Below are 19434 nucleotides of genomic sequence, written 5' to 3' on the forward strand. Positions count from 1 at the left end.
CGTAATTTCCCTTCTGTGCTTCGAGCCTTAAACGAAGGTAATACGGCTTGTATTACTGATGTCTGCGCAGATGCGGCTTAACTACAGATCTCCTTACAGAGCGCGCAGCTCAGCCGGCACCGGTACCACGGCCGCCAGAAAACCCGCCCCCAGCGCCAAATATTCTTCCGTCGTCATGGCAATGTGCGTACCGTCCACCGTCCAGCCCGAGAACTGCCCTGCTGCCTTCGCCCCGGGATACCAAGCTTTCCCGGGCGCTACACGCGCCCGTGCTTCCCTGCCAGACGCGTGCATGCATGTAGTGGACCAGCGCACTGAACACCTCCCAGCCGAGTGCCAGCGACAACCCGCCCTGCGGTCACGAACAGGCTGAACTGCGGCGCCTGCCAGGCTTTCCCGCTGGTTGACGTTACTGTTATTCTGTATGATGAAATGACCAGCCACCGCAGCATGGCCGCCCTGACCCTGCTGCAGAAACACATCCATCAGCGGGACTTGGCAGAACTGACCGACCGGCTGGCCCCAATTATGCTGGCCGGCTATTTGTCTTCATCACAGGTGATATCGCTGGTACACTATATTTGTACAGGCAGGCGAATCAGCCGAGGCCGAAGCCTTTGTACGCGAACTGGTACAGCGTGTGCCGCAACACGGAGACGCACTTATGACCATCGCACAACAGCTTGAACAAAAGGGTATTGAAAAAGGCCGAAACGAAGGCAAGCTGGAAGTTGCCCGTACCATGCTGCAGAACGGTCTTGACCGCAATACCGTCATGGAAATGACCGGCCTGACCGAAGACGATTTAGCATAAATCCACCACTGACTTATTCAGCGGCCTCTCCGGTCGCACTGCTGAGCCGCCAAGTACAGCCTCCGATAATTCACTGCCCCAACGTTCGGCGATGCACAGATAATTCTGCACCTTCAGAAACATCACGGGCTTCAGCACGATTTCGTCGGGGATGAGGCAGCCATAGTACCTTATCAGCAACCTCCCCTCCGTGTACCCCGAACAGTACGGGTGCGGTGAAAGACCCGGATGCAGTTGTCCGGATGCGCCCTGAGTGCCAGCCGTATCGCTTCACGTTCCATCATTCACTCCTTTGTTTCAGACATCCACTATAGTCAGTAAGCGCCGTTATTCCTGTCAGCTGAAGAGAGCAGCTGCTGTACTGATTTTATATATGATTCTGTTAACTGATGATTTTCTGCCGTCATTGCATAAAGGCCGTACGGACCTTCACCGGTAATCCGCCATCCACAGCGGTTAAACAGCGTTTCCAGCCCCTTCACGCGCCCGGTCAGGCGCGCCATCAGCGGTCTGACCTGCCAGCCGTTGTCGTCAAACGCCGCGTCCAAGCTGGTCCGGGACACGTAGATACCATTTACCTCAGAGTTCAGGGCGGCGGCATGGCGTCCCGACCACTCCCGGTCACTGAGCAGCCGGTACGTCCAGTGCATGTCCTTCGCGGTTTCCAGCGCATAGGTCAGCCGGAACAGGTCGTTCTGTTCAGACAGCGCGCCAGTGCAGGAGCGCCAGAGGTAGTCCAGCTTGCTGGGCAGCTTTGCTCCTGCACCGTACCGGCGGCCCTGTTTAAGCAGCCATTCAATGTCGGGGGCGACCTCGCGCGGAAAGCGGTGCTGCTTCAGGGCGGTAGCCAGCCAGCGGATGATAAAAAGATTTTCTTGGGCGTCAGAGCATACACCTCCGTCTTTCCGTGCCAGGGCCAGTGCGGTCAGAGCGCACCACGCAAGATGGCCAGATTTTTCTGTCAGCGTCACTGTGGACTCTTCTCCTGTATATTCTTCCTGCTAGATTCTGGCAGTTTCCCGTTTACAGCCTGAGCCCGCTACAGCTGTTGGGTCAGTTTTACAGGCCCTTGGGTAAGGCTGCAGAGCCTGTATGCGCTACTGCATATAATACTGGCCTGATGATCCAGAATAAATGGCTGATTAGTTTCACCATGCCCGAATTCCGGATAATAATAAACCGGATAGTTAAAGTGGTCGGCAAACTGTTTTATCACATACCGGTAAAGCGATTTTTCCTCGTCGCTGGCATTCAGCCCGTAAAACTGACCGAAGATAACGGCACGTGGATGGAATTTTCGGCTGTACGCTATCTGATGCAAGGTCCGGTCAAGCTGTTTAGCCGTAACTCCCGTATCTTCCAGCATCATAATTTTGTCTGAATAGCTGCCCTCATAGACAGTGGAAAACAGGGACTGCACCAGGGTCAGGTTCCCGCCATCCAGTTTACCCCTTACTGTTTTTACCGCCTGATAGTTCATCGGCTTGATACCGGTGTAATTTATCCCGTGAGACAGGGCCTCAAAGACTTCATTCAAACTGTTGTTCATGCTGAGTTTTTTACTGTTATCAGCCTCATGCATTTCTTTATTGTAAGACGCCACCACGCCATGCACGCTTGGCCAGTTCAGTTCATGACTGACAAAGCTGTGAATGGCCGTTACATCACTGAAACCGATGAGGATTTTCGGCATTGAGGCTGAAATACGCTGCCGGCTTGCATACAGGGCAGGGTAAAGATTGAGCGCTCCCGAGCCGCCCCTGACAAACCAGAGGTAGTGCACGTTGCGATCACTGAGAGCATTAATAAGGGTCCGGGCCCGCTTTTCATCCGTGTTGACGTAACCCAACCGGGTAGGCACTTGGTCGAGATATCGTTTGTCAACCGAGTAGCACTGGCGAGAAAATGCCGTCTCAATCTCCGGGATGACGTTCTCGTCATATTGCGACGAGCTTGCAATCAGGAATACCGTCCCCTTCTGGCCGGAACAGACTTTTCGTTCAGGCGCTTCAGCCGGGGAAGCTGTTTTCTTCACCATAGTCTGTGAGGTAGTCGCACACCCGGTCAGAAAAAGCACAAGAATGATGATCGCGCTTTCTTTAAATGCCGTGCATTTTATATGAATCATATTTATCTTCCTTAAAAATATTTTACGGTCAACTAACAAGTATTACATGACATTTATAATATTATTTTTTTAAAGGGGTGATCTTAAAGATCACCCCTTTAAAAAATGATTTTTTATTGATTCAATTATTGTGAGAAAAGTCAGGTAATATTTAGCACGATCACCGCCGAGCCTGAAAACTCGCCAGGATCAGGAGCCCCTGAGACTATGGCTTCTGAGGTGACTTCAAGTGTTGCAGGCCTGTTTTTATCTATTGAAAATATCTCTCCAGATTGCGAAGCGTCTTTTCCATTTAAGGTCATTTTGGCCACGAGAGAACCATCCTTACGCAAAGGAACTGTTTGAGAACCGTCATTGGGATTAAAAAGCATAACTGAAAGATTGATGTTGGTATCACAAATTACGTCAACTCTGCCGCTGATTTTTTTCCCGTTTAACGCTGATGAAGATAAGGTTCCATAGTTCAGCGTTAGATCACCGCTGAACTTACAACGTCCTACCGGAGGAGGTATTATTCCACACATCGAACCAGGTAATAGTTTCCACTCCTGTGTAAAGTAATCACCATAAAATAAACCTACACATGATGTAGGTGTGATTTCTTCTGGTCCGACTTTGACTGCGTAATAACTATCCATATTAAAATATTTTCTTATTTCACCAATTGTTTTGGTCTTATTAATACATGTATAATTATCGTTATCAATCCTATACTTCGAAGAAGTCGAACTTAGACGCACACCCATTGTCAAGACACATGTAGCTGAATCACTGAAGCAAGGGTTAGGATTATTATCCGATTCATCTGTCCATGCGTCTGTTTTGAGTGAAAGAGATAAATCGGAACCGGGATTAGCGGTAACTTGCGCAACATGGGCATAAATGGCTGAATTGGAAGCATGTGAAAAAAAACAATCAAAATAAGCCATTGCAATGGAAATGATCTATTCTCGTGTTCAAAGAAATCACTCATAATTAAGCTCCAGTATGGCCGTCGATTTAAAACCACCCGGCTCAATGCTCTTATTCCTGATTCTATCAGGTTCTCCCAGAAGATATGCATTAAAAATCAATTCATTGTTACCGGTCGTCAGTTTCTGAGGTGGGGCATTTTTGTTAAGTGAAATCTGCTCCCCGCTTCTGTTCTCAAATCCAATTGCAACACCTGGCTTTTTAGAGGTACTGCCCTCCACTGAAAGCATGTCTGGCAAAGCCGTGTCTGCATTACCTATGAATTTCACAACAACACTATTAGCTATACTTGTATTGCAGTCCTGCAGATGTAAAATAAATGGAATACGTGGCATTGACTGGTTACGGTATAAATCCTGCAAATCAATATTACCCATATGTACATTTATTATTTTATCACTGTCAGGAACAATACAAGGTTGAGATACAAGGATACCTTTAACAGTCACAATTGAAACAGCTTTTGCATCACCCATTTTAAAAGCGGGTAATGTATTGGCCTGACAGGTGTAAGTTACTATGATCATTAAAACTGCAAGTAATCCAATCTTTTTTTATTCATAACTAAACCTCATTTTGATAAGACTATATTGCATGTTTAAGTATCGTAACTCCCACCCTTTTCTAATACGTGCGCGGCAATGCTATCCATTTTCACATGTTGATCGAGGAAGCATTTGGAATTGAAAACGGAGCATTAGTAATTGCTCCATCTAAATAAACGTGCGTGCTATCAGTAGTTTTGAGAGTTGGAGTTGGATAATCCGCCATGGCTGAACCCGCAAAAAATAGTTAGTCCAATATCCAGCGCTAATGAGATTGCATTTAATTTCATTTTAGAAAATTCCAATAGAATTTTTTATTAAAGAAGGGAAGTGAGCAACCATATTTACCTCTTCACATAATATGTAGATGAATTTCTTTAAAGTCAAGTAGGTAAAACTACCGAGAATATGTAAACATTTATCTCAACTTTGGGTTGACATGAATTATATACTCTTAAATGGATAGGTCAACTTTAGTAAAATTGATTAAATCATAGCTAAAAACTATCGATTTTGCTTATTTGATTAGCATTACAATTTACATTGGTTAGAACAGCTGGTAAATTATAATAAAATTCAATAAGTTAATTTAAATGGGAAACTTTAGTAAGTTATAGCTAATTCTTGCTTTTTTAATTACAAAAAATTGCAAATAAATATATTACATTACTCGTTTGCTGTCCGTTTTATTTAATGAGGAAAAACGTCAACAGAAAATAAATGACGATATTTCATGGTTTACATTAGATCAAAATTCAATGTGAATAGCTACGAATAATCTTGACACTTCCGAGCCGTTGATAATACTGGTTTTCATATTCTGCCGGTGACATCTGATCGCCAGAACCATGCCGACGCTTACTGTTATAAAACATTTCGATGTAATCAAAAATATCACTGCGGGCTTCTTCCCGCGTTCCGTAGATCTTTTTCTTTATCCGTTCGCGTTTCAACAACTGGAAAAAGCTTTCTGCAACCGCATTATCGTGGCAGTTACCGCGGCGGCTCATGCTGCCCTCCAGGCCGTGTGATTTCAGGAACAACTGCCACTCATGGCTGGTGTACTGACTGCCCTGATCCGAATGAACCCGCACCTCTTTTTGGGGATTACGCCTCCATACAGCCATCAGCAGTGCGTTCAGGACAATGTCCTTTGTCATCCGGGATTGCATGGACCATGCCGATAATTTTGCGTGAGAACAGATCAACAACCATGGCAGGATACAGCCAGCCTTAGTGGGTCCTGATATAGGTTATGTCGGTTACCCAACGCTCATCCGGAGCATCCGGATTGAACTGTCGCTGGAGCCTGTTGGGCGACACGATACTGGCCTCGCCTTTACGTGCCCGCGGGCTCCGGTATCCGACCTGAGCCTTTATCCCGACACGTTTCATCAGCCACCAGACTCTGTTGACTCCGCACTGTTGCCCGCTGTCCCGCAGATCCAGATGGATCTTGCGATAACCACAGACGCATCCCGATTCCAGCCAGAACTGTTTAATCTGTCCTGTCAGTCTCAGGTCTGTCTGATGGCGCTGTGAATGCGGCTGCTGAAGCCAGGCGTAAAAGCCACTGGGATGAACATCCAGCACCCGACAGAGCAGGCGAACAGGCCAGCAACGGGCGTTGTCACGGATAAAGGCGTACCTCAGTCGGACAACTTTGCGAAGTACGCCGCGGCTTTTTTTAATATGTCCCGTTCGTCGGTAACCCGCTTCAGCTCTTTCTGGAGACGGCGGATCTCGGCCTGAGCATCTGACTGTTCTTTATGAGTGGATGAGTCCGGACCGTACTTCTTTATCCAGGCGTAAAGGCTGTGGGTGGTGATATCGAGACGTGTTGCAACGCTGGAAACAGAATGACCGCGATCAACAACCTGTTTGACTGCTTCAATTTTAAACTCTTCGGGATAACGCTTACCGCTCATGGGCACCTCTCTTTAAGTCATCTTAAATGACTCCGAGGTGTCTGTTAAACCCGTGGCGATTCATACCGTACAATAATTTCCGATCTCCAAACTGCCCCCTTTTATGACATATGAGGTACGCATGGCCAGTGCAGCTTTACTGCTGTCAATTTAGCTGAAACAGGCCGAAGAGAGAGCGTACCTCATATGTCATAATCTCTAGCCATAGACGTTCTTTTTTGAAGGTTGTGGCGGCAAAAGCTAACGCTTTTACTGGTAGGTATTGAGTTGCTATGAAGCTTGAATGACTTTCGTTGAAGTTAGAGCTGATATTCGAACCGGTATCTTGTTCAACGCCATTTTTAGTTGAACCAAACGATAAGGAAACCACTTCTCGTAGCCTTTAGGCTAGCTTAGATAAGGTTGACGTATTACTCTTTTTTGATACAATGGTAATTGTCTAGGGTGCGAATGCCTCAGTAATTGGAACTGCGCTATTACGTTACCCTAGACACCCCCTCAAGTTCGCCACAGCAGTAAGCCATCGTTCTCCCATCTTTGAAGCTGATCAGGATTATCTTTCGCGTAAGCGCTCGACACCCAATGAACGTTTGGCTGGTATTTGCCTACATGCTTGCTCAGCTGAATGGGGATGATAATTGGATTACCCCGCTGAAACTCCAGGGTCACTACTACTACAGATCCTGGGCGCGATGCGGAATTAAAAATCTGTTTTGGCTCGCAAAGGATTGCATGGAACTTGGAAAGAATGTCTGTTCCAATACCATGATCAAAAACCATTTTTTCAAAAACTGAAATGGTGGTGACTATCTCAAGATCATCACAACCAATACCGGCTAATATATTAGCGGGAAATCGGCCAATAGAGACGATTTGACGCATTTTTTCTGCATCGATGCCCTCAGCAGTACTACCAGCCTCACAAATCCATGCAGCCATTTCTGGCGTAAATACCTCATACTCCACTCTGATGCTCAATATCATGCTCCCTAAAGGATGTTTTTAATCTGAGGGCAAAATTGACCCTTATTTTATCACCATTTACTGAAGCATGTTGGAGGTGTCACTCGTCACTAAAGATCAGTACGGGATCAGTTTGGCGCTTCATCAGAGCTTGATGCTTATTGTTATTGCAGAGCTATCAATCCCTGTTGCCTGGCTAATATCCCTTTTGGCTCTTTCAATTGCCTCACTAAGAGGGAGTTGCTCTGACCTTACTTCAGCAGGGTTCGGAACCGCTGCGCCAGGAAGTGACAGGGGAGATGGATTGAATTTCTTCCACTCCAGTTTTTCCGGTGTTACCTCAATACGCAAAAATGCTTCTTGCGCACTCAAATAAGCAACAGGATAGCGCTGACCATCTGTTAGCATTTTCCATGCGTTGGGAGAGTGAATTTCTGCGTATTCATCAAAAGTTATAACGTTCCTGTCTTCGTAATCGGGATTTTTAAAACAACCTGTAATTTTGGCAATAAGGAAAGCTGTGCCGTGCTCCAGGTCCTTTACTGCCCAAGTTTCCCTTCTGTTTCGTACTGCAATGAGGTATTCGGCATCGTTGAGCCTGTCTGTTTTGGCATGCCAGTAACCTGATCCCCCTTCAGAGCTCATTATGTTTAGATCTTTACCAGTAAAAACAACAACTGCCTTCATATCTTTCATATAAAAAACCTTAAAATGTGAATGAATTTCATTTTCCATTAAATCTATACGATAGAAATCGTTTTTTTCAATTTTTTTATTCGATAAGAATTCAGCGCGGTGTAACTTTATCGACTGTGGTAAGCGTGTTTACCTGGGATTTTGATAAATCACCCAAAACGGGGTTTTCAGCAGCCCTTTGTTCTGATATCCCTTGTCATTCATGTTCGTGCATAGTCATGCAGCTACACCAGAATCATCAGGTGCGTTTTTCAGGGTTTTTGACAGGGAAAGATGCCGGAAACGGCCCATTCGCCGCAGAAACGCGCTGAGGGCCTCTCAGGGGGGGCGGCAAAGGGGTGTTATGGTAAATCCTGGCGTAGGGCAGACACGGGTGATGCAGGGTAACAAAGCCGGAGGCCGATCGTTAATTTTGCCCTGCAGGAGTGATAGCATCGGCCTGACAACTTACAGGGAGCGTTTCATGCTAAAGATGACAATGAGCTACAACGACCTGGCAAAGGGGGGCGGCGAGGCAAAGCTGCAGGTCTACGGCGTGGGTACCTTTCCGGTCTTTTCTGGCCAGAAACCCTACACCAACGATCCCAACTGCGCTTACCTGCCGAACAGTGCCATTCCGGTTGGCCGTTACTGGATTGTCCCGCGGCCCGAAGGCAGTATCGCAAACCAGATCAGGGGATGGGTTGTTGATTTCTGGAATAACTCAGACCATTCAGAGTGGTTTGCGCTGTTTAATTCGCAGACCATGACTGACTCGATATTCATCAACGGCGTGGCACGTGGCGGCTTTCGCCTGCATCCTCTCCGGCCGGACGGTTCAGGAGAAAGTGAGGGATGTATCACCTTTGTGCGGCGCACTGACTTTTACACGGTCAGGCAGGCGCTGTTACGCACACCAAAAATCCGCGTGCCCGGTTCGCGGAACGGGCTGATGGCCTATGGCTACGTTGACGTTCAGGGAGACAGCAACTTTGCAGACTGCAAAATTCGTTAAGAAAGCGGCGGGGTTCGCACTGTGCTTCGTAGTGGCGTTTATTATGTCGCGGTACGGGATGCCGCTTTATTCGCTGACAGCGTGGATTGTTGACCGTTCTCATCTGGTTTTTGGCCGTTACCAGGCTGACGTTTATGAGGCTGGCACCGATCCCGTGACCTTCTTTGCTCTGCTTGCGGTTATCACCTTCTACGCCGCGATTCTGTTCGGCCTGATACGGATGGTGGTCAGGAAGCTAAAAGCCACCTGAAATTGGCTTTGATAAACTGTTTAAGTAACCGCGATATTGTCCGTGCTTGTTTAAGGTTGCGTTCTTCCTCAGCTTAGGCGGCTACTTTCATAATGCGGTGCTCAAATGTCTTGTAAGGGTAGTCTGCTTTCATAAATACAGAGTAAAAAGCGGCTACTTTCATAATCAATGCACCTTTCAGGCTCTGAAAGCTGGGTAATTTTATGAAAGTAGCCTATCCAGCAAGATGGGACTTATGAAAGTAGCCGCCTGAATGAATCTAGTTATGAAAGTAACCGCCTAATCTGCGCTTTGGAACGCCAGACGCTGTAACTTTGGTGACCTGCTATTGATTACGAACATGATTTCACGGCCTTTTTTGTACTCATTGAAATCCAGATATCCAATTCTGACTAAATCGGCCAAGGCACGCCGAATAATGGCATTTTGGTCTTTTATCTGAGACTCAAGCGCAAGGCGCTCGCGAAACCTTCTCATTGATATGTAAAGCGTACCAGCAGGCATACTTTCAAGATAAACGTACAGAGACTGTGCAGCCTCCTTTCGTGACAGTTCTGATAGAGCTTTCAATCCAAGTAAAACTTTATGGTCATACCGATAAAGTTCCCACAGACTACTGTCACCAACTATCTCAACCTGATCGGTTTCATGGTTAAGAACTGCTCGCTGTACGAGGTGAGTAACGAGGGATTTTTTCGCATTTTTTCCACGAAAAGATAGGGTCACACTGGATAAGTTAAAAAGCGAATCGTGTAAACGCGCTCTGGCACGTCCGTTGATATCAGTAGGCTTTAAGCCACACATGCGAGCAAATTCTGAGAAAGGTAGTGTAATCTTTTCGCTGTTGTAGCCATATTTGGAAAATGCAGAAATTATTCCAACCCAGGTTTTAAAGTCAGTTGACATACTGAGCTTAGCACCCTGAATTTTAATGTCTGTGTACCCTTCCTGCCGAGCTACTTCCAGGCTGGAGAGTTCTTCTGAAGCGTCGATTAAAAAGTCGCGTTTGCCCTTTTCTTTTGGGGCAACCGGTGTAAACACGCTCAGGCGCAGGAGGGCAACGGGCTGAACTGATTTATTACTGGTAGGCACCAGTTCATAACTTGTGTTTGACTCTTTTTTTACAATAGAAAAAGGACTGTCTATGTGTATGTTTTCCTGTTCTTTTTCCATTTACTTAACCCTAAAATGATAATGGCATCCGGTTTTATGAAAGTGACCGCCTGAGAGTTATGAAAGTAACCGCCTTGCTTATGAAAGTAAACGCCTTTTTTATGAATATAACCGCTTTTATTATGAAAGTGACCGCCTGAAGGTTATATTTAAACTTTAAAAACAGTAGCTTACAGACTCTGTGATCTTATTTGATCTTAAAGTGATCTATATATGAACTAAACAATTGATCTATCCAGTGGATATGTGGATAAGTATTTTTTCTAACGCACCTTCGGCTTGTTCAACGTAAATCGCACACGTAAATAATTTGCGAATACGATTTCCGTTATCGGTAAAAACTTGCTCATAACCGTTTAGTTTTATCAGTTTACTAATTTCCAGACATGAACCGGCACGCGGTCAAACAGCTTACCCACTGTAAGTTCAGCTTTACGGTGATCGTATGCTGACGTCATCGCATATTCTTCCTTTGGATCGCCTTCGTACTTCAGATGTTCGTATACGGTCTCCAGCGTGTCCATAGAACGATAACGCCTGAATCTCATTAACCAGTCTGTTTTTGTCATACCTTACCTTAAATAAGTGGGCGCTCATGGCACGGGATGGGCCATAAACCAAAAGATTTTTGCTGAGTGAAATGACTGCAACGTTTAAAATGATTCGTAGCGTTGAAAAATGAGAACAGTCCTGTGTTTTAAGGTCCTGTAAACGCTTGTTTGATCCCGGAGATGACAGGAGGGAATTAGCCATAGCATGAAACCGCATACTATTGATTCTTCGATTTTCAGTCTTGTGCGTTACGAGGCAACCAGTGGCCTTCTCGAACTGGAGTACATTAACGGAAGCAGTCGCCGCTGGCTGGGCGTTCCGGTCAGAGTTTACCACACCTTCTGCAGGGCCAGAGATCCGGATGCCTATTTCCGAAGCTGTATCGACGGACACTACACTTCCCTTCGCGGGAAACTGACTTTCTGAGGGAGATTCAGATTCACTTTTCCTGCTCTGTTCAGCCATCATCCTCGCATAATCTTCATAATGATTTTCTGCCTCTGTCCTTATACGGCTGAAGGAATATGAGAACCGGTGCTGGTAGCCGCAGCGCTTTTCCCTGGCGGCCTGCATCAGCGTTTGCTGAACCCACAACCAGAAGGAACGCCCTTTTTCTGAAGGCACCGGATACCCGGCCTTTTTCATGATCTTGCGCGCCACACTTTCGCTCCAGCCATTTATCAGCGACAGTGCACCATTAATATCACCACGTGATGTCAGTAAATTAATTTCATGAAACTGATTCATTCTTTTCCTCCGTCCTTTATAAAATAATTATCGGAGGGTAAACTGATTTCTTAAGGAGACAGTTGTTAAGAGTTATTAAAAAAAGTTAATACTGAAAAATGTTTGATTATTTATTGATCTGGTTTAATGAGTTATTAAACTGCAATGAAACAGGGGTTATAAATAATGAAAAATCTAAGGGTTTACTGTCTTTTTTTATTTACAGTTCCTTTTTTCACATACTCCGACTCTGACCTTCAGACGGGTTTTTCACCCGGAGGAAGTGCTCAGACACTCATCATCAGCTTCATACGCTCGGACGAGGGGTCAGCGGACGTGGCTGCATATGAGTTCACCAGCAAGCCGGTCGCTGAGGCGCTTGTGCAGCTCTCGCGCCGCAGCGTCCCTGTAAGATTAGTGGCCGACGAAAAGAAAAGTCACGACCGCTGGTCGCTGGTTAATAAGCTGGCCTGTTCGGGTATCCAGGTAAGAACAGATTCGCAGTACAGTATTATGCATAACGAATTCATTGTGACAGGAAATAACGGCGTGCAGACGGGCTCTTTCAATTACACCTCGTCGGCTGAAAAACGTAATGCCGAAAATGCGCTTGTTATCAGAAGCAGCTTATCAGTGAGTAAACAGTATCAGGATGAATTTAACCGGCTCTGGGCGGAGTCATCGCCTGTACAGTGCAGCCGTTAATAAAAATATAATTAATATTGCCGGTAAGGTGAACTGTATATGACTAAGAAAAGAGTTTATCCGGTTTACTTCACCGGTCAGCGTGGCCAGCACGAGGCGTCAGAAGCTTTCCAGCAGAACGAAACGCCTGTCTGGCAGCGCTGGCTGAAGCATGCCCGCGATAACAAAAAGACCACGGTGGTCACCTGCCGCTGCCTGCCGGCAGAGACCGACCCCGTAAAACGCCGCCTGAAGGTGCATTATTCTCATGAGACTGAACGATGCTGGCTCTCTTCATATGCCTTTACAGGTAACGAACACAAGCCGGACTGCCGTTTCTATTCGGTGTGGTCAGACGAACGTCAGGCGGAGATTTATCAGGGGGATGCAGTACGCTCCGCCGCGGACGGCACCATCGTGGTCAGGCTGCCCACCGGCCTGCAGAAAAAGGCACCGTCAGAGTCAAAACCGGCTGAAGACGTGTCCGGTGATGAACCGGTCAAGCGTAAGCGCCGGCCCTCTATGCGCCTGCTGGGGCTGCTTCACCTGCTGTGGGAACAGTCCGGCATCAACGTCTGGCATCTCGCTTTCGATAAAAAGAAACGCACGCCCGGCTGGGTGAGCTGGCGCCTGCAGCAGACGGCGGGCCGGATACGCGTCGGCCGCGTGCCGCTGGAGGAGTCGCTGCTGCTCATGGCCATGAAGGGCACGCCACAGGTCATTTCAAACTGGGAACACCTGAGAGCGGCCGAAAAGAACAAACGGCGGCTCATTGTGGTTTCCGTTCTGGCCGGCTGGAATGAGGCTGCTGAAGTACGGCTGCAGACCACGCTGCCGCTGGGGCTGTTTTTCGGTTTCCCTGACCTGGTGCTGCCGGAGGACGTGCGCCTCCGCCTGGAGAGGAGCTTTGGCCGCGAGCTGGGCGACTGGCGCCGGGGAATGAAGGTCGTGGTCATCGTGGAAACGGAGCCGCCCGAAACGACGTTCAGGCACGAAGACGGGCGCAACCGGCCGTCCAGCTGCAGTACCGTCATCGACGTGGCGCTGATGACGGTCAGCCCCCGCTTTATTCCGCTGGATTCGGGCTATGAGGGAATGGTTGAAGAAAAACCGTGGCAGGAAAAACGCACCTTCATCAAGCCGCTGCGCTACGACGGCGAGGAAGACGTATTCCCGGATTTTGTGCTGAAGGACGTTCCCGGCGTCGATGCGCTGCCGATGGAAGTCTTTGGGATGAACACGCCTGAGTACCTGCAGCGCAAACAAGTTAAAACCGCTCATTACGATTCGGAATACGGTGCGGGAAGATGGTGGTACTGGAACGCTGCAGAGAAGTCAGACTTGCCGGCATTTCCCCCTGCATGAAACGGTGACCGTCATCAGCAGGATCACAAGGGGGCTATCTGCAATTCCTGATTCTGTGCCTGACCGTCAGGTTGTCAGTCGTCACTGTCAGGGGTATCTTCACTCACGCGTCAGGAAAACAGCTCAGTCAGAACATATGGGAGCATGCAGTGGACACGACTGAAGAACTCAATGACACCTATTTCTACGCGGGCAGACCGAACCTGACCGCCGGTGAACTCTTTTTCATCATTTTTTGTGAAGAAGTTGCCGAACAGCTGGGAATCGATGACTTCGGGGCGATCGTAGCTATCCTCTCAGGCCGTAATGTCCTGACGACCCGCGCAAAACCCCGCGATGCGGAAAAGGGCACATCCTACGCTTCACGTGCTGCGCGCAGAGTATTCCGGACCGCCAAGTTCCCCTTCGGCATTCAGCTCCCCACTGTCGTTGGAGGATACCCACCCTGGACGGCGCGTATACGATGGACACACAAGCTCAGCACTTTTATAGGGCGTGCGGTTCCTGTCGTGGGCTGGGTGATTCTGGCCAGAGATGTTGCCGATATCAGCTTTCACACGGTCAACCGGTATAACACCATCGCCCGCGGGGAGGATAAGTTATGGTAGATGAGACGCAGGCGCGCGTGATGGCGCTCATTGAGCCGTGGAACGGTCGTTCCCTGCTGACGTTCCGAAAAAAAACACTCACGCCTGAGATGTCGCTCAATCTGGACATGAAGCTTGACCCGGAAGATGCGGCGGAATGCCTGCAAAACGTCTTTGATGCGTTCGGAATGGATTCTGACCAGGTCATGTTCAGCCTCTATTACCCGAAAAAACCGCGTGAGGCCATCCCTCTTACCATAGGGATGCTGATCGAGTCAGCAAGGTCCAGGCGATGGTGCTATGACTGATGCGTAAGAACCAGAGACAGTCATCAGCGTTAAGGCATGAAAGCCTTTGCGGAAAACGGCCAGGGCCGATGATGGTAGCGGGAGGTGGCAGGAACACTTGAAATGCCTCAATTTCCACCTCCTGAGTGCTGTAATTGCAATGTGACCTGTGAGCGATATCAGGAATCATATTTCAGTAGGTCTTCCCGACTTCTGTTCCATAAGCCCATCAAATGATCTGAGTGTTGTCTAACCCAGTCTGAAAGTATTTTTAGTGACTGCCGATTGTACTTTTCTCCTTCGCACTGCAGAAGACTGCCATCATTAATAGCAAGAACATGCGCACCGTTGTGATTTCTGAAAACAATCCGGGGAACAGCATCAGGTTCATTGCATATAACCAAAACTTCTCCGCCAGTAAAATCTTCTTCCTGAAGTATTTCGTTCAGCTCATTAAATTGCTGGGGGGTAAGGGAATAGAGGCCTACCTTTTCAAGCTCTCGACGTCCGTGTAACTCAAAGTCGTAAGGTACATAGACATCAGTTTTTTCCATAAACTCAATGGACAGAATACGCTCCACCGGTAATTTTTCAGTGTGAACATACCAGGTGTCATGCTTCAGTTTAGGACTTTTTGTCCACCTCATCAGTTCACGGTCAGAAAGGCTGTCGATATTAACCCAGCCTGCCACGCCCAGTATCTTAGCCCTTAGTGAAGGCTCTCCATATTTGAGCATTATCTGTTTCATGGAGTAAAACGTATCCTGTTTTTTTAACCAATCCGAGTCTACAGTCAGGCGTATAAGTCTTTTATTATGGGTGCCTCTGACTGGGCCTTTAGTATTTGGACCTGAAGCTCGTGATAAAAAGTTTTTAGTGCTCTCGGTGAGGACTTCTGTACCATCCACTAAACCATGACCATAAGGTAATGGGGAAGACGTGTACCAGCTGTGACCGTAAAGCATCCTTCCGTCACTCAATTGAAAGTAGCCTTTACTTATTCCTCCCGCCGCCAATATGTTGTGTAACATTGCTACACCAGTGAAATGATATAACTTCATTTTTTTTATATCCTTATGCAGTTCTGGCTGTTTCTGAATGATATTTCTCTGGTTTATGCCGATATGGGGCCAGACAACGAACGCGCATCTCTGGCTGTCCACCTTGCCTCAATTCCTTTAGCATTGAGGGCACCTGCAATACGCTCTGCCTGCTCACGACTGGCCACAGGGAAGCTGACATGATGTGGTTCAAACCAGACCATCACAGAATGAGTCATATACAGTGAGGCATAAAGCGGACGAGGCTCAGTCACAGGCGTTACCGCATTACGGTCGTTGAGTTCTGGTACTGCGCCAAAAATGCCGGAAAGGTAATCATCCATGCGTTCAATAAAGGCAGGACGTACTGTTAAAAGTTCAGGATTATCTTCTGAACTGTTCCACTGTTTCGCCTGCCGCCTCAGACTGTCCAGAAGCGACAACGATTCATAAGGGATTTTTTTCCCCGTACTTTCCCCCCGAATAGCGGACTCCAGCTGGTTTATTCTGAAAGACTGTTGCCTGATTTTCAGCATCATATAAATGCACAGCAGCAACATGGCCACAAACGTACTGCCCAGTAAAATGTTCATGTCTGTATTCTCTCAGCCATACAACCTGATTTAAGCGAGCCCAATCGTGAGCGGGCTTTATTGTTTGAAACTGTTCACATGCATAGTGTTAAGATCGGTCAAAGCACCTTGTCGTGACCGCTTACTCACCTCTCAGCATGATGTGTTTTCTGCTTCCACATCCTTCAGCAGTTTATTCGCAGTGGAGCATAGCCAGGCGTAAAGTTTTTGTCCGTTTTCTGAGAAGGTGTTCAGTTGGATATCGCGCTCCTCTATATCCCCGTCACAATCCCTGATATTTCTCAGGAGGGTTCCCAGCGTTCCGGTATTATCATCAATCACCACCCTGGACCGGTACTCCGCAAACTGGTTGAGGGTAAGATCGATATACCATTTGTCCAGCTTAGTGATGACGTGGGATTTTATTGATGATTTGTGTTTTTTCCTGAAGTCAGCTGTCGTTTGCATATGGACAATTACTGGCATCAGTGTCGGGTAGCTGTCCTTAAGGTACTGTGCCAGGAAGTTACTGGATAAATAACAGCATCCGTGCGGGAAATTATTCATCTCTTGCCACCATCGCGGCATCCTGAAACATTCGTGCGAACGGGTGTCGGCGGCGAGCACCAGTGCGTTGCGGAAAGCATGAATACTGCGTCTGATTTCTGGTGTCATTTTTTCTTAGTCCCTTTGGATTCTGCAGAATTTTCTTTATGAATGGCCCATATCCGTTTGACCTGACTTATGCTGCAGCCTGCAAGAGTCGCAGTGCGCGCAATCGTCATACCGGATTCGCGAAGGGCAATGATACGTTCGTGTGTTTTCGGTTCCGGTCTGCGCCCTTTGTACTTACCCGAAGCCTTTGCCAGCTCCACGCCCTGCCGCTGCCTTTCACGACGGGTTTCGTAATCGTCACGTGCGGTCTGTAGTGCCACCTTAAGCAGCATGTCCTGAACCGACTCAAGCACGATTCTGGCCACGCCGTCCTGGCTGACGGCCAGCTCGGACAAATCCACTATGCCGGGGATGGCCAGCTTTGCCCCCTTAGCCTTTATCGAGCCTATCAGCTGCTCCGCCTCCGCAAGGGGAAGACGGCTTATGCGGTCAATTTTTTCGGCCACAACAACCTCGCCCGGCTGCAGGTCGGCAATCATGCGCTGAAGTTCAGGGCGGTCTGCCCTGGCACCGGAAGCCTTCTCTTTATAGACGCCGGCGACATAAAAACCCCTGCCCCGGGCATCTTCAATAATACTGTTCTGTCGCGTCAGTTCCTGCTCATCCGTACTGACCCGAAGATAAATACGTGCAATCTGCATAGCTTTAGCGGTCCCGTCTTCTTAACATAAATAATCGCTGAGCGCTTCGCGGCCACCGTTGCCTTCAGGCATGACGCTCACAATGCGCCTCAGCGCAGCTTTGTGTAAGGGCGTACTGTTCACGAGCGTCATCAGCCGCCGCTGTGCTTCTGTCGTCGGAAGGCAGGCAGACGAGTATCTACGGGTTCTGAACAGACGGTCCCATAAGCTGATGTTTATCAGACGGTCTGTCATAACATACATGGCTATAAGCGCATGACGCACCTGAATCTCCTCCTCAGGTAGTTCACCTTCCGTGTAGGTTTCTCCCGGAGGACTGAGATAGGTTTCATCCAGTGGATGGTTTACTAAAAGGCTGAAGGGTTTCACTGCGAGCTCCGGGAATGTTTTCAGTACGGGTGAACGGTTTTAGCTGAGGGAGTGAAATTTTCTGTACGCGGTCCCCTGGATATTTATGTAATCCCCTACCCTGATTTCAACGTAAGCGTCCGGACTCAGAAACGCGATTATCTCAGCGTGTTTAATTTCAGTCGTGCAGATGCGTAACCATTCCAGCTCCCCTGAAAGCAGAACTCCATAGAGCATCAGGTTAACGTCGTTGAACGTGGTTACATGTACAACGCGTTCCACCCTTCCCGAAAAAGTTTTCGTATTTGCCGCAAGCATTCAACACCCCTTCTTCTTTAAGACCTGATAGTAGGCATTTTAAGTATACCTTAATTGGCCTGTTGGTTTTCACAGGCTAATAATAACTGAAGGCAGTTTAATTTGGCTATCTATTTATTGGCTATCTAAAATGTACTTTTAACTGAAAATCCATTAATAACCTAATGTTACTTTATCTAAGGGTATTGTAACATTATGGTATCAATCAGATGGGGTCATAATGATTGTTAGCTACTAAATAGCTTACTATTAAATAATATTACATATATTAACAAGCTATTTAAATTGCACATTAGCCATACTAGTCATGATTAAAAAAATCTGTATATAAAAACAGTGGTAAAATTTATTATAAATATTGACTCTAATAATGGGGCTTGCTATCTTCAACTATGACGCATGTGTTACAACCAATATAGTTGGCGAACACTATCTGAAGTAAGGCAACCGGCTCACTTAAAACGAGTTGCCAAAATAGAGGTAAAGACGATGACAACGATTTCGCAGAAGTCGGCCCGCGAAATGCTCGGTTCTCCAGAGCAATTCAGAGGCGGTGTCTTTGTGACAAAAAACGGTGCAGCTGAGCTTTTCATTCAAACCGCGGAAGAACGTGAAGCGGAATTGGCTGAACGTTATCAGCAGCAGCAGGTAAGCGCCATGCTGAAACTGGTCAATCTTTCTCAGCATGATTATGAACAAGGTCGCTTTAGCTCAGCCCGAGACCTATTGGCACGGAGGCGAGCAGCGCAGAACAAATAAAGTAGGAGATATAATGGCAAAAGCTTTCACTACAGATTCAACTGAACACACTTTAAATTTAATTGAGACCTATAAAGAACGACGGATGTTACGAGCCGATGCTCAGGCTTTCACTTCCGATCTTCTTGAACAGGCTATTAATGACATTGAAGAAAACCCCCTCCAGTACCGTGAAGATTCTGACGCATTAGAGCTTGGTGTTCGTTTACGACGTTGGATCGATCCCACCGGAAAGTACATTTGCCTCTTCCGATATAATCAAGCCACTGATGAAGCAATCTTAGATATTTTTGCCAGTACTCGGCAGGACTGGCTTTCGCTTCTTTATTTAGTACAGATTTCCCGCCCATAGATTAACCAAATCTTAATGTAAATGCTCAACCCTACATGTTGTTAGTTCAATAGTTTGGGTTCTGT

Annotated in this window: 24 protein-coding genes and 2 pseudogenes; 10 read left to right on the forward strand and 16 right to left on the reverse strand. The window is 47.3% G+C overall.

Features of this window, described 5'->3' with window-relative positions; genetic code table 11:
* Positions 1-93: 93 nt before the first annotated feature.
* The gene (locus A6A26_RS01920) at positions 94-294 is read right to left on the reverse strand and encodes a hypothetical protein (RefSeq protein ID WP_063877219.1); all 201 of its coding nucleotides are present in this window, start codon (positions 292-294) and stop codon (positions 94-96) included.
* Between the two features lie 96 nt (positions 295-390).
* Here A6A26_RS01920 and A6A26_RS01925 point away from each other — a divergent pair.
* Positions 391-814 (forward strand): annotated as a pseudogene (locus tag A6A26_RS01925) (Rpn family recombination-promoting nuclease/putative transposase); the annotation flags it as partial.
* 314 nt (positions 815-1128) lie between these two features.
* On the opposite strand, the gene A6A26_RS01930 reads toward A6A26_RS01925, so the two are convergent.
* The 7 genes and pseudogenes from A6A26_RS01930 to A6A26_RS01965 form a co-directional block, all read right to left on the reverse strand.
* Entirely contained in the window at positions 1129-1785 is a 657-nt protein-coding gene (locus A6A26_RS01930; RefSeq protein WP_063877220.1) for a DUF2913 family protein, read from the reverse strand.
* Between the two features lie 68 nt (positions 1786-1853).
* Positions 1854-2942 (reverse strand): LD-carboxypeptidase, encoded by a 1089-nt coding sequence (locus tag A6A26_RS01935; protein WP_063877221.1) that lies wholly within the window; start codon positions 2940-2942, stop codon positions 1854-1856.
* Between the two features lie 140 nt (positions 2943-3082).
* Entirely contained in the window at positions 3083-3871 is a 789-nt protein-coding gene (locus A6A26_RS25340) for an MrpH family fimbial adhesin (protein WP_156506633.1), read from the reverse strand.
* A gap of 36 nt (positions 3872-3907) precedes the next feature.
* Positions 3908-4441: a fimbrial protein gene (locus A6A26_RS01945; protein WP_082875138.1), complete on the reverse strand. Its 534-nt coding sequence runs from the start codon at positions 4439-4441 to the stop codon at positions 3908-3910.
* A gap of 773 nt (positions 4442-5214) precedes the next feature.
* Positions 5215-6387: pseudogene (locus A6A26_RS01950) on the reverse strand (IS3 family transposase).
* 498 nt (positions 6388-6885) lie between these two features.
* Complete coding sequence (locus A6A26_RS01960) at positions 6886-7365, reverse strand: MuF-C-terminal domain-containing protein (protein ID WP_156506634.1); 480 nt, start codon at positions 7363-7365, stop codon at positions 6886-6888.
* A 129-nt stretch (positions 7366-7494) separates the two neighbouring features.
* On the reverse strand, positions 7495-8046 hold the full coding sequence (locus tag A6A26_RS01965) for a hypothetical protein (RefSeq protein WP_063877225.1): 552 nt from the start codon (positions 8044-8046) through the stop codon (positions 7495-7497).
* A gap of 463 nt (positions 8047-8509) precedes the next feature.
* On the opposite strand from A6A26_RS01965, the gene A6A26_RS01970 reads away from it, so the two are divergent.
* On the forward strand, positions 8510-9040 hold the full coding sequence (locus A6A26_RS01970) for a DUF2778 domain-containing protein (RefSeq protein WP_063877226.1): 531 nt from the start codon (positions 8510-8512) through the stop codon (positions 9038-9040).
* A 43-nt stretch (positions 9041-9083) separates the two neighbouring features.
* Complete coding sequence (locus A6A26_RS01975; protein ID WP_253851861.1) at positions 9084-9290, forward strand: hypothetical protein; 207 nt, start codon at positions 9084-9086, stop codon at positions 9288-9290.
* A 279-nt stretch (positions 9291-9569) separates the two neighbouring features.
* On the opposite strand, the gene A6A26_RS01980 is transcribed toward A6A26_RS01975, so the two are convergent.
* Entirely contained in the window at positions 9570-10463 is an 894-nt protein-coding gene (locus tag A6A26_RS01980; protein WP_063877228.1) for a RepB family plasmid replication initiator protein, read from the reverse strand.
* A gap of 365 nt (positions 10464-10828) precedes the next feature.
* A complete protein-coding gene (locus A6A26_RS24555; RefSeq protein ID WP_074180967.1) occupies positions 10829-11032 on the reverse strand; it encodes an Hha/YmoA family nucleoid-associated regulatory protein in 204 nt (67 codons plus the stop codon).
* Between the two features lie 187 nt (positions 11033-11219).
* On the opposite strand from A6A26_RS24555, the gene A6A26_RS24560 reads away from it, so the two are divergent.
* The 5 genes from A6A26_RS24560 (at position 11220) to A6A26_RS02005 (ending at position 14685) form a co-directional block, all read left to right on the forward strand.
* Positions 11220-11441, forward strand: coding sequence for a KTSC domain-containing protein (locus tag A6A26_RS24560; protein ID WP_074180968.1), 222 nt, complete (start codon positions 11220-11222; stop codon positions 11439-11441).
* Positions 11442-11927: 486 nt separating this feature from the next.
* A complete protein-coding gene (locus tag A6A26_RS01990; protein WP_063877230.1) occupies positions 11928-12446 on the forward strand; it encodes a phospholipase D family nuclease in 519 nt (172 codons plus the stop codon).
* 39 nt (positions 12447-12485) lie between these two features.
* Positions 12486-13790 carry a DUF1173 family protein gene (locus A6A26_RS01995; protein WP_063877231.1) on the forward strand — a complete coding sequence of 435 codons (1305 nt, stop codon included), beginning with the start codon at positions 12486-12488 and terminating at the stop codon, positions 13788-13790.
* Positions 13791-13939: 149 nt separating this feature from the next.
* On the forward strand, positions 13940-14398 hold the full coding sequence (locus A6A26_RS02000; RefSeq protein WP_063877232.1) for an STM2901 family protein: 459 nt from the start codon (positions 13940-13942) through the stop codon (positions 14396-14398).
* Positions 14392-14685 carry a DUF1493 family protein gene (locus A6A26_RS02005; protein WP_063877233.1) on the forward strand — a complete coding sequence of 98 codons (294 nt, stop codon included), beginning with the start codon at positions 14392-14394 and terminating at the stop codon, positions 14683-14685. Before A6A26_RS02000 ends, A6A26_RS02005 begins: the two co-directional genes overlap by 7 nt.
* Before the next feature lie 158 nt (positions 14686-14843).
* Here A6A26_RS02005 and A6A26_RS02010 read toward each other — a convergent pair whose 3' ends face one another.
* From A6A26_RS02010 to A6A26_RS02035, 6 genes are all read right to left on the reverse strand, one after another.
* Entirely contained in the window at positions 14844-15725 is an 882-nt protein-coding gene (locus A6A26_RS02010; RefSeq protein WP_063877234.1) for a hypothetical protein, read from the reverse strand.
* A gap of 53 nt (positions 15726-15778) precedes the next feature.
* Positions 15779-16297: a hypothetical protein gene (locus A6A26_RS02015; RefSeq protein ID WP_063877235.1), complete on the reverse strand. Its 519-nt coding sequence runs from the start codon at positions 16295-16297 to the stop codon at positions 15779-15781.
* Positions 16298-16429: 132 nt separating this feature from the next.
* Positions 16430-16951 carry a hypothetical protein gene (locus tag A6A26_RS02020; RefSeq protein ID WP_063877236.1) on the reverse strand — a complete coding sequence of 174 codons (522 nt, stop codon included), beginning with the start codon at positions 16949-16951 and terminating at the stop codon, positions 16430-16432.
* Positions 16948-17592 (reverse strand): recombinase family protein, encoded by a 645-nt coding sequence (locus A6A26_RS02025; RefSeq protein WP_063877237.1) that lies wholly within the window; start codon positions 17590-17592, stop codon positions 16948-16950. Before A6A26_RS02025 ends, A6A26_RS02020 begins: the two co-directional genes overlap by 4 nt.
* Positions 17593-17613: 21 nt before the next feature.
* Entirely contained in the window at positions 17614-17961 is a 348-nt protein-coding gene (locus tag A6A26_RS02030; protein ID WP_063877238.1) for a hypothetical protein, read from the reverse strand.
* A 39-nt stretch (positions 17962-18000) separates the two neighbouring features.
* The gene (locus tag A6A26_RS02035) at positions 18001-18258 is read right to left on the reverse strand and encodes a hypothetical protein (protein ID WP_063877239.1); all 258 of its coding nucleotides are present in this window, start codon (positions 18256-18258) and stop codon (positions 18001-18003) included.
* 489 nt (positions 18259-18747) lie between these two features.
* On the opposite strand from A6A26_RS02035, the gene A6A26_RS02040 reads away from it, so the two are divergent.
* Both A6A26_RS02040 and A6A26_RS02045 read left to right on the forward strand, forming a co-directional pair.
* Positions 18748-19017 (forward strand): hypothetical protein, encoded by a 270-nt coding sequence (locus A6A26_RS02040; protein WP_063877240.1) that lies wholly within the window; start codon positions 18748-18750, stop codon positions 19015-19017.
* Between the two features lie 13 nt (positions 19018-19030).
* On the forward strand, positions 19031-19369 hold the full coding sequence (locus tag A6A26_RS02045; RefSeq protein WP_063877241.1) for a hypothetical protein: 339 nt from the start codon (positions 19031-19033) through the stop codon (positions 19367-19369).
* Positions 19370-19434 lie beyond the last annotated feature (65 nt).

This window comes from Pantoea sp. OXWO6B1, assembly GCF_001641135.1.
Taxonomy (GTDB): Bacteria; Pseudomonadota; Gammaproteobacteria; order Enterobacterales; family Enterobacteriaceae; genus Pantoea; species Pantoea allii.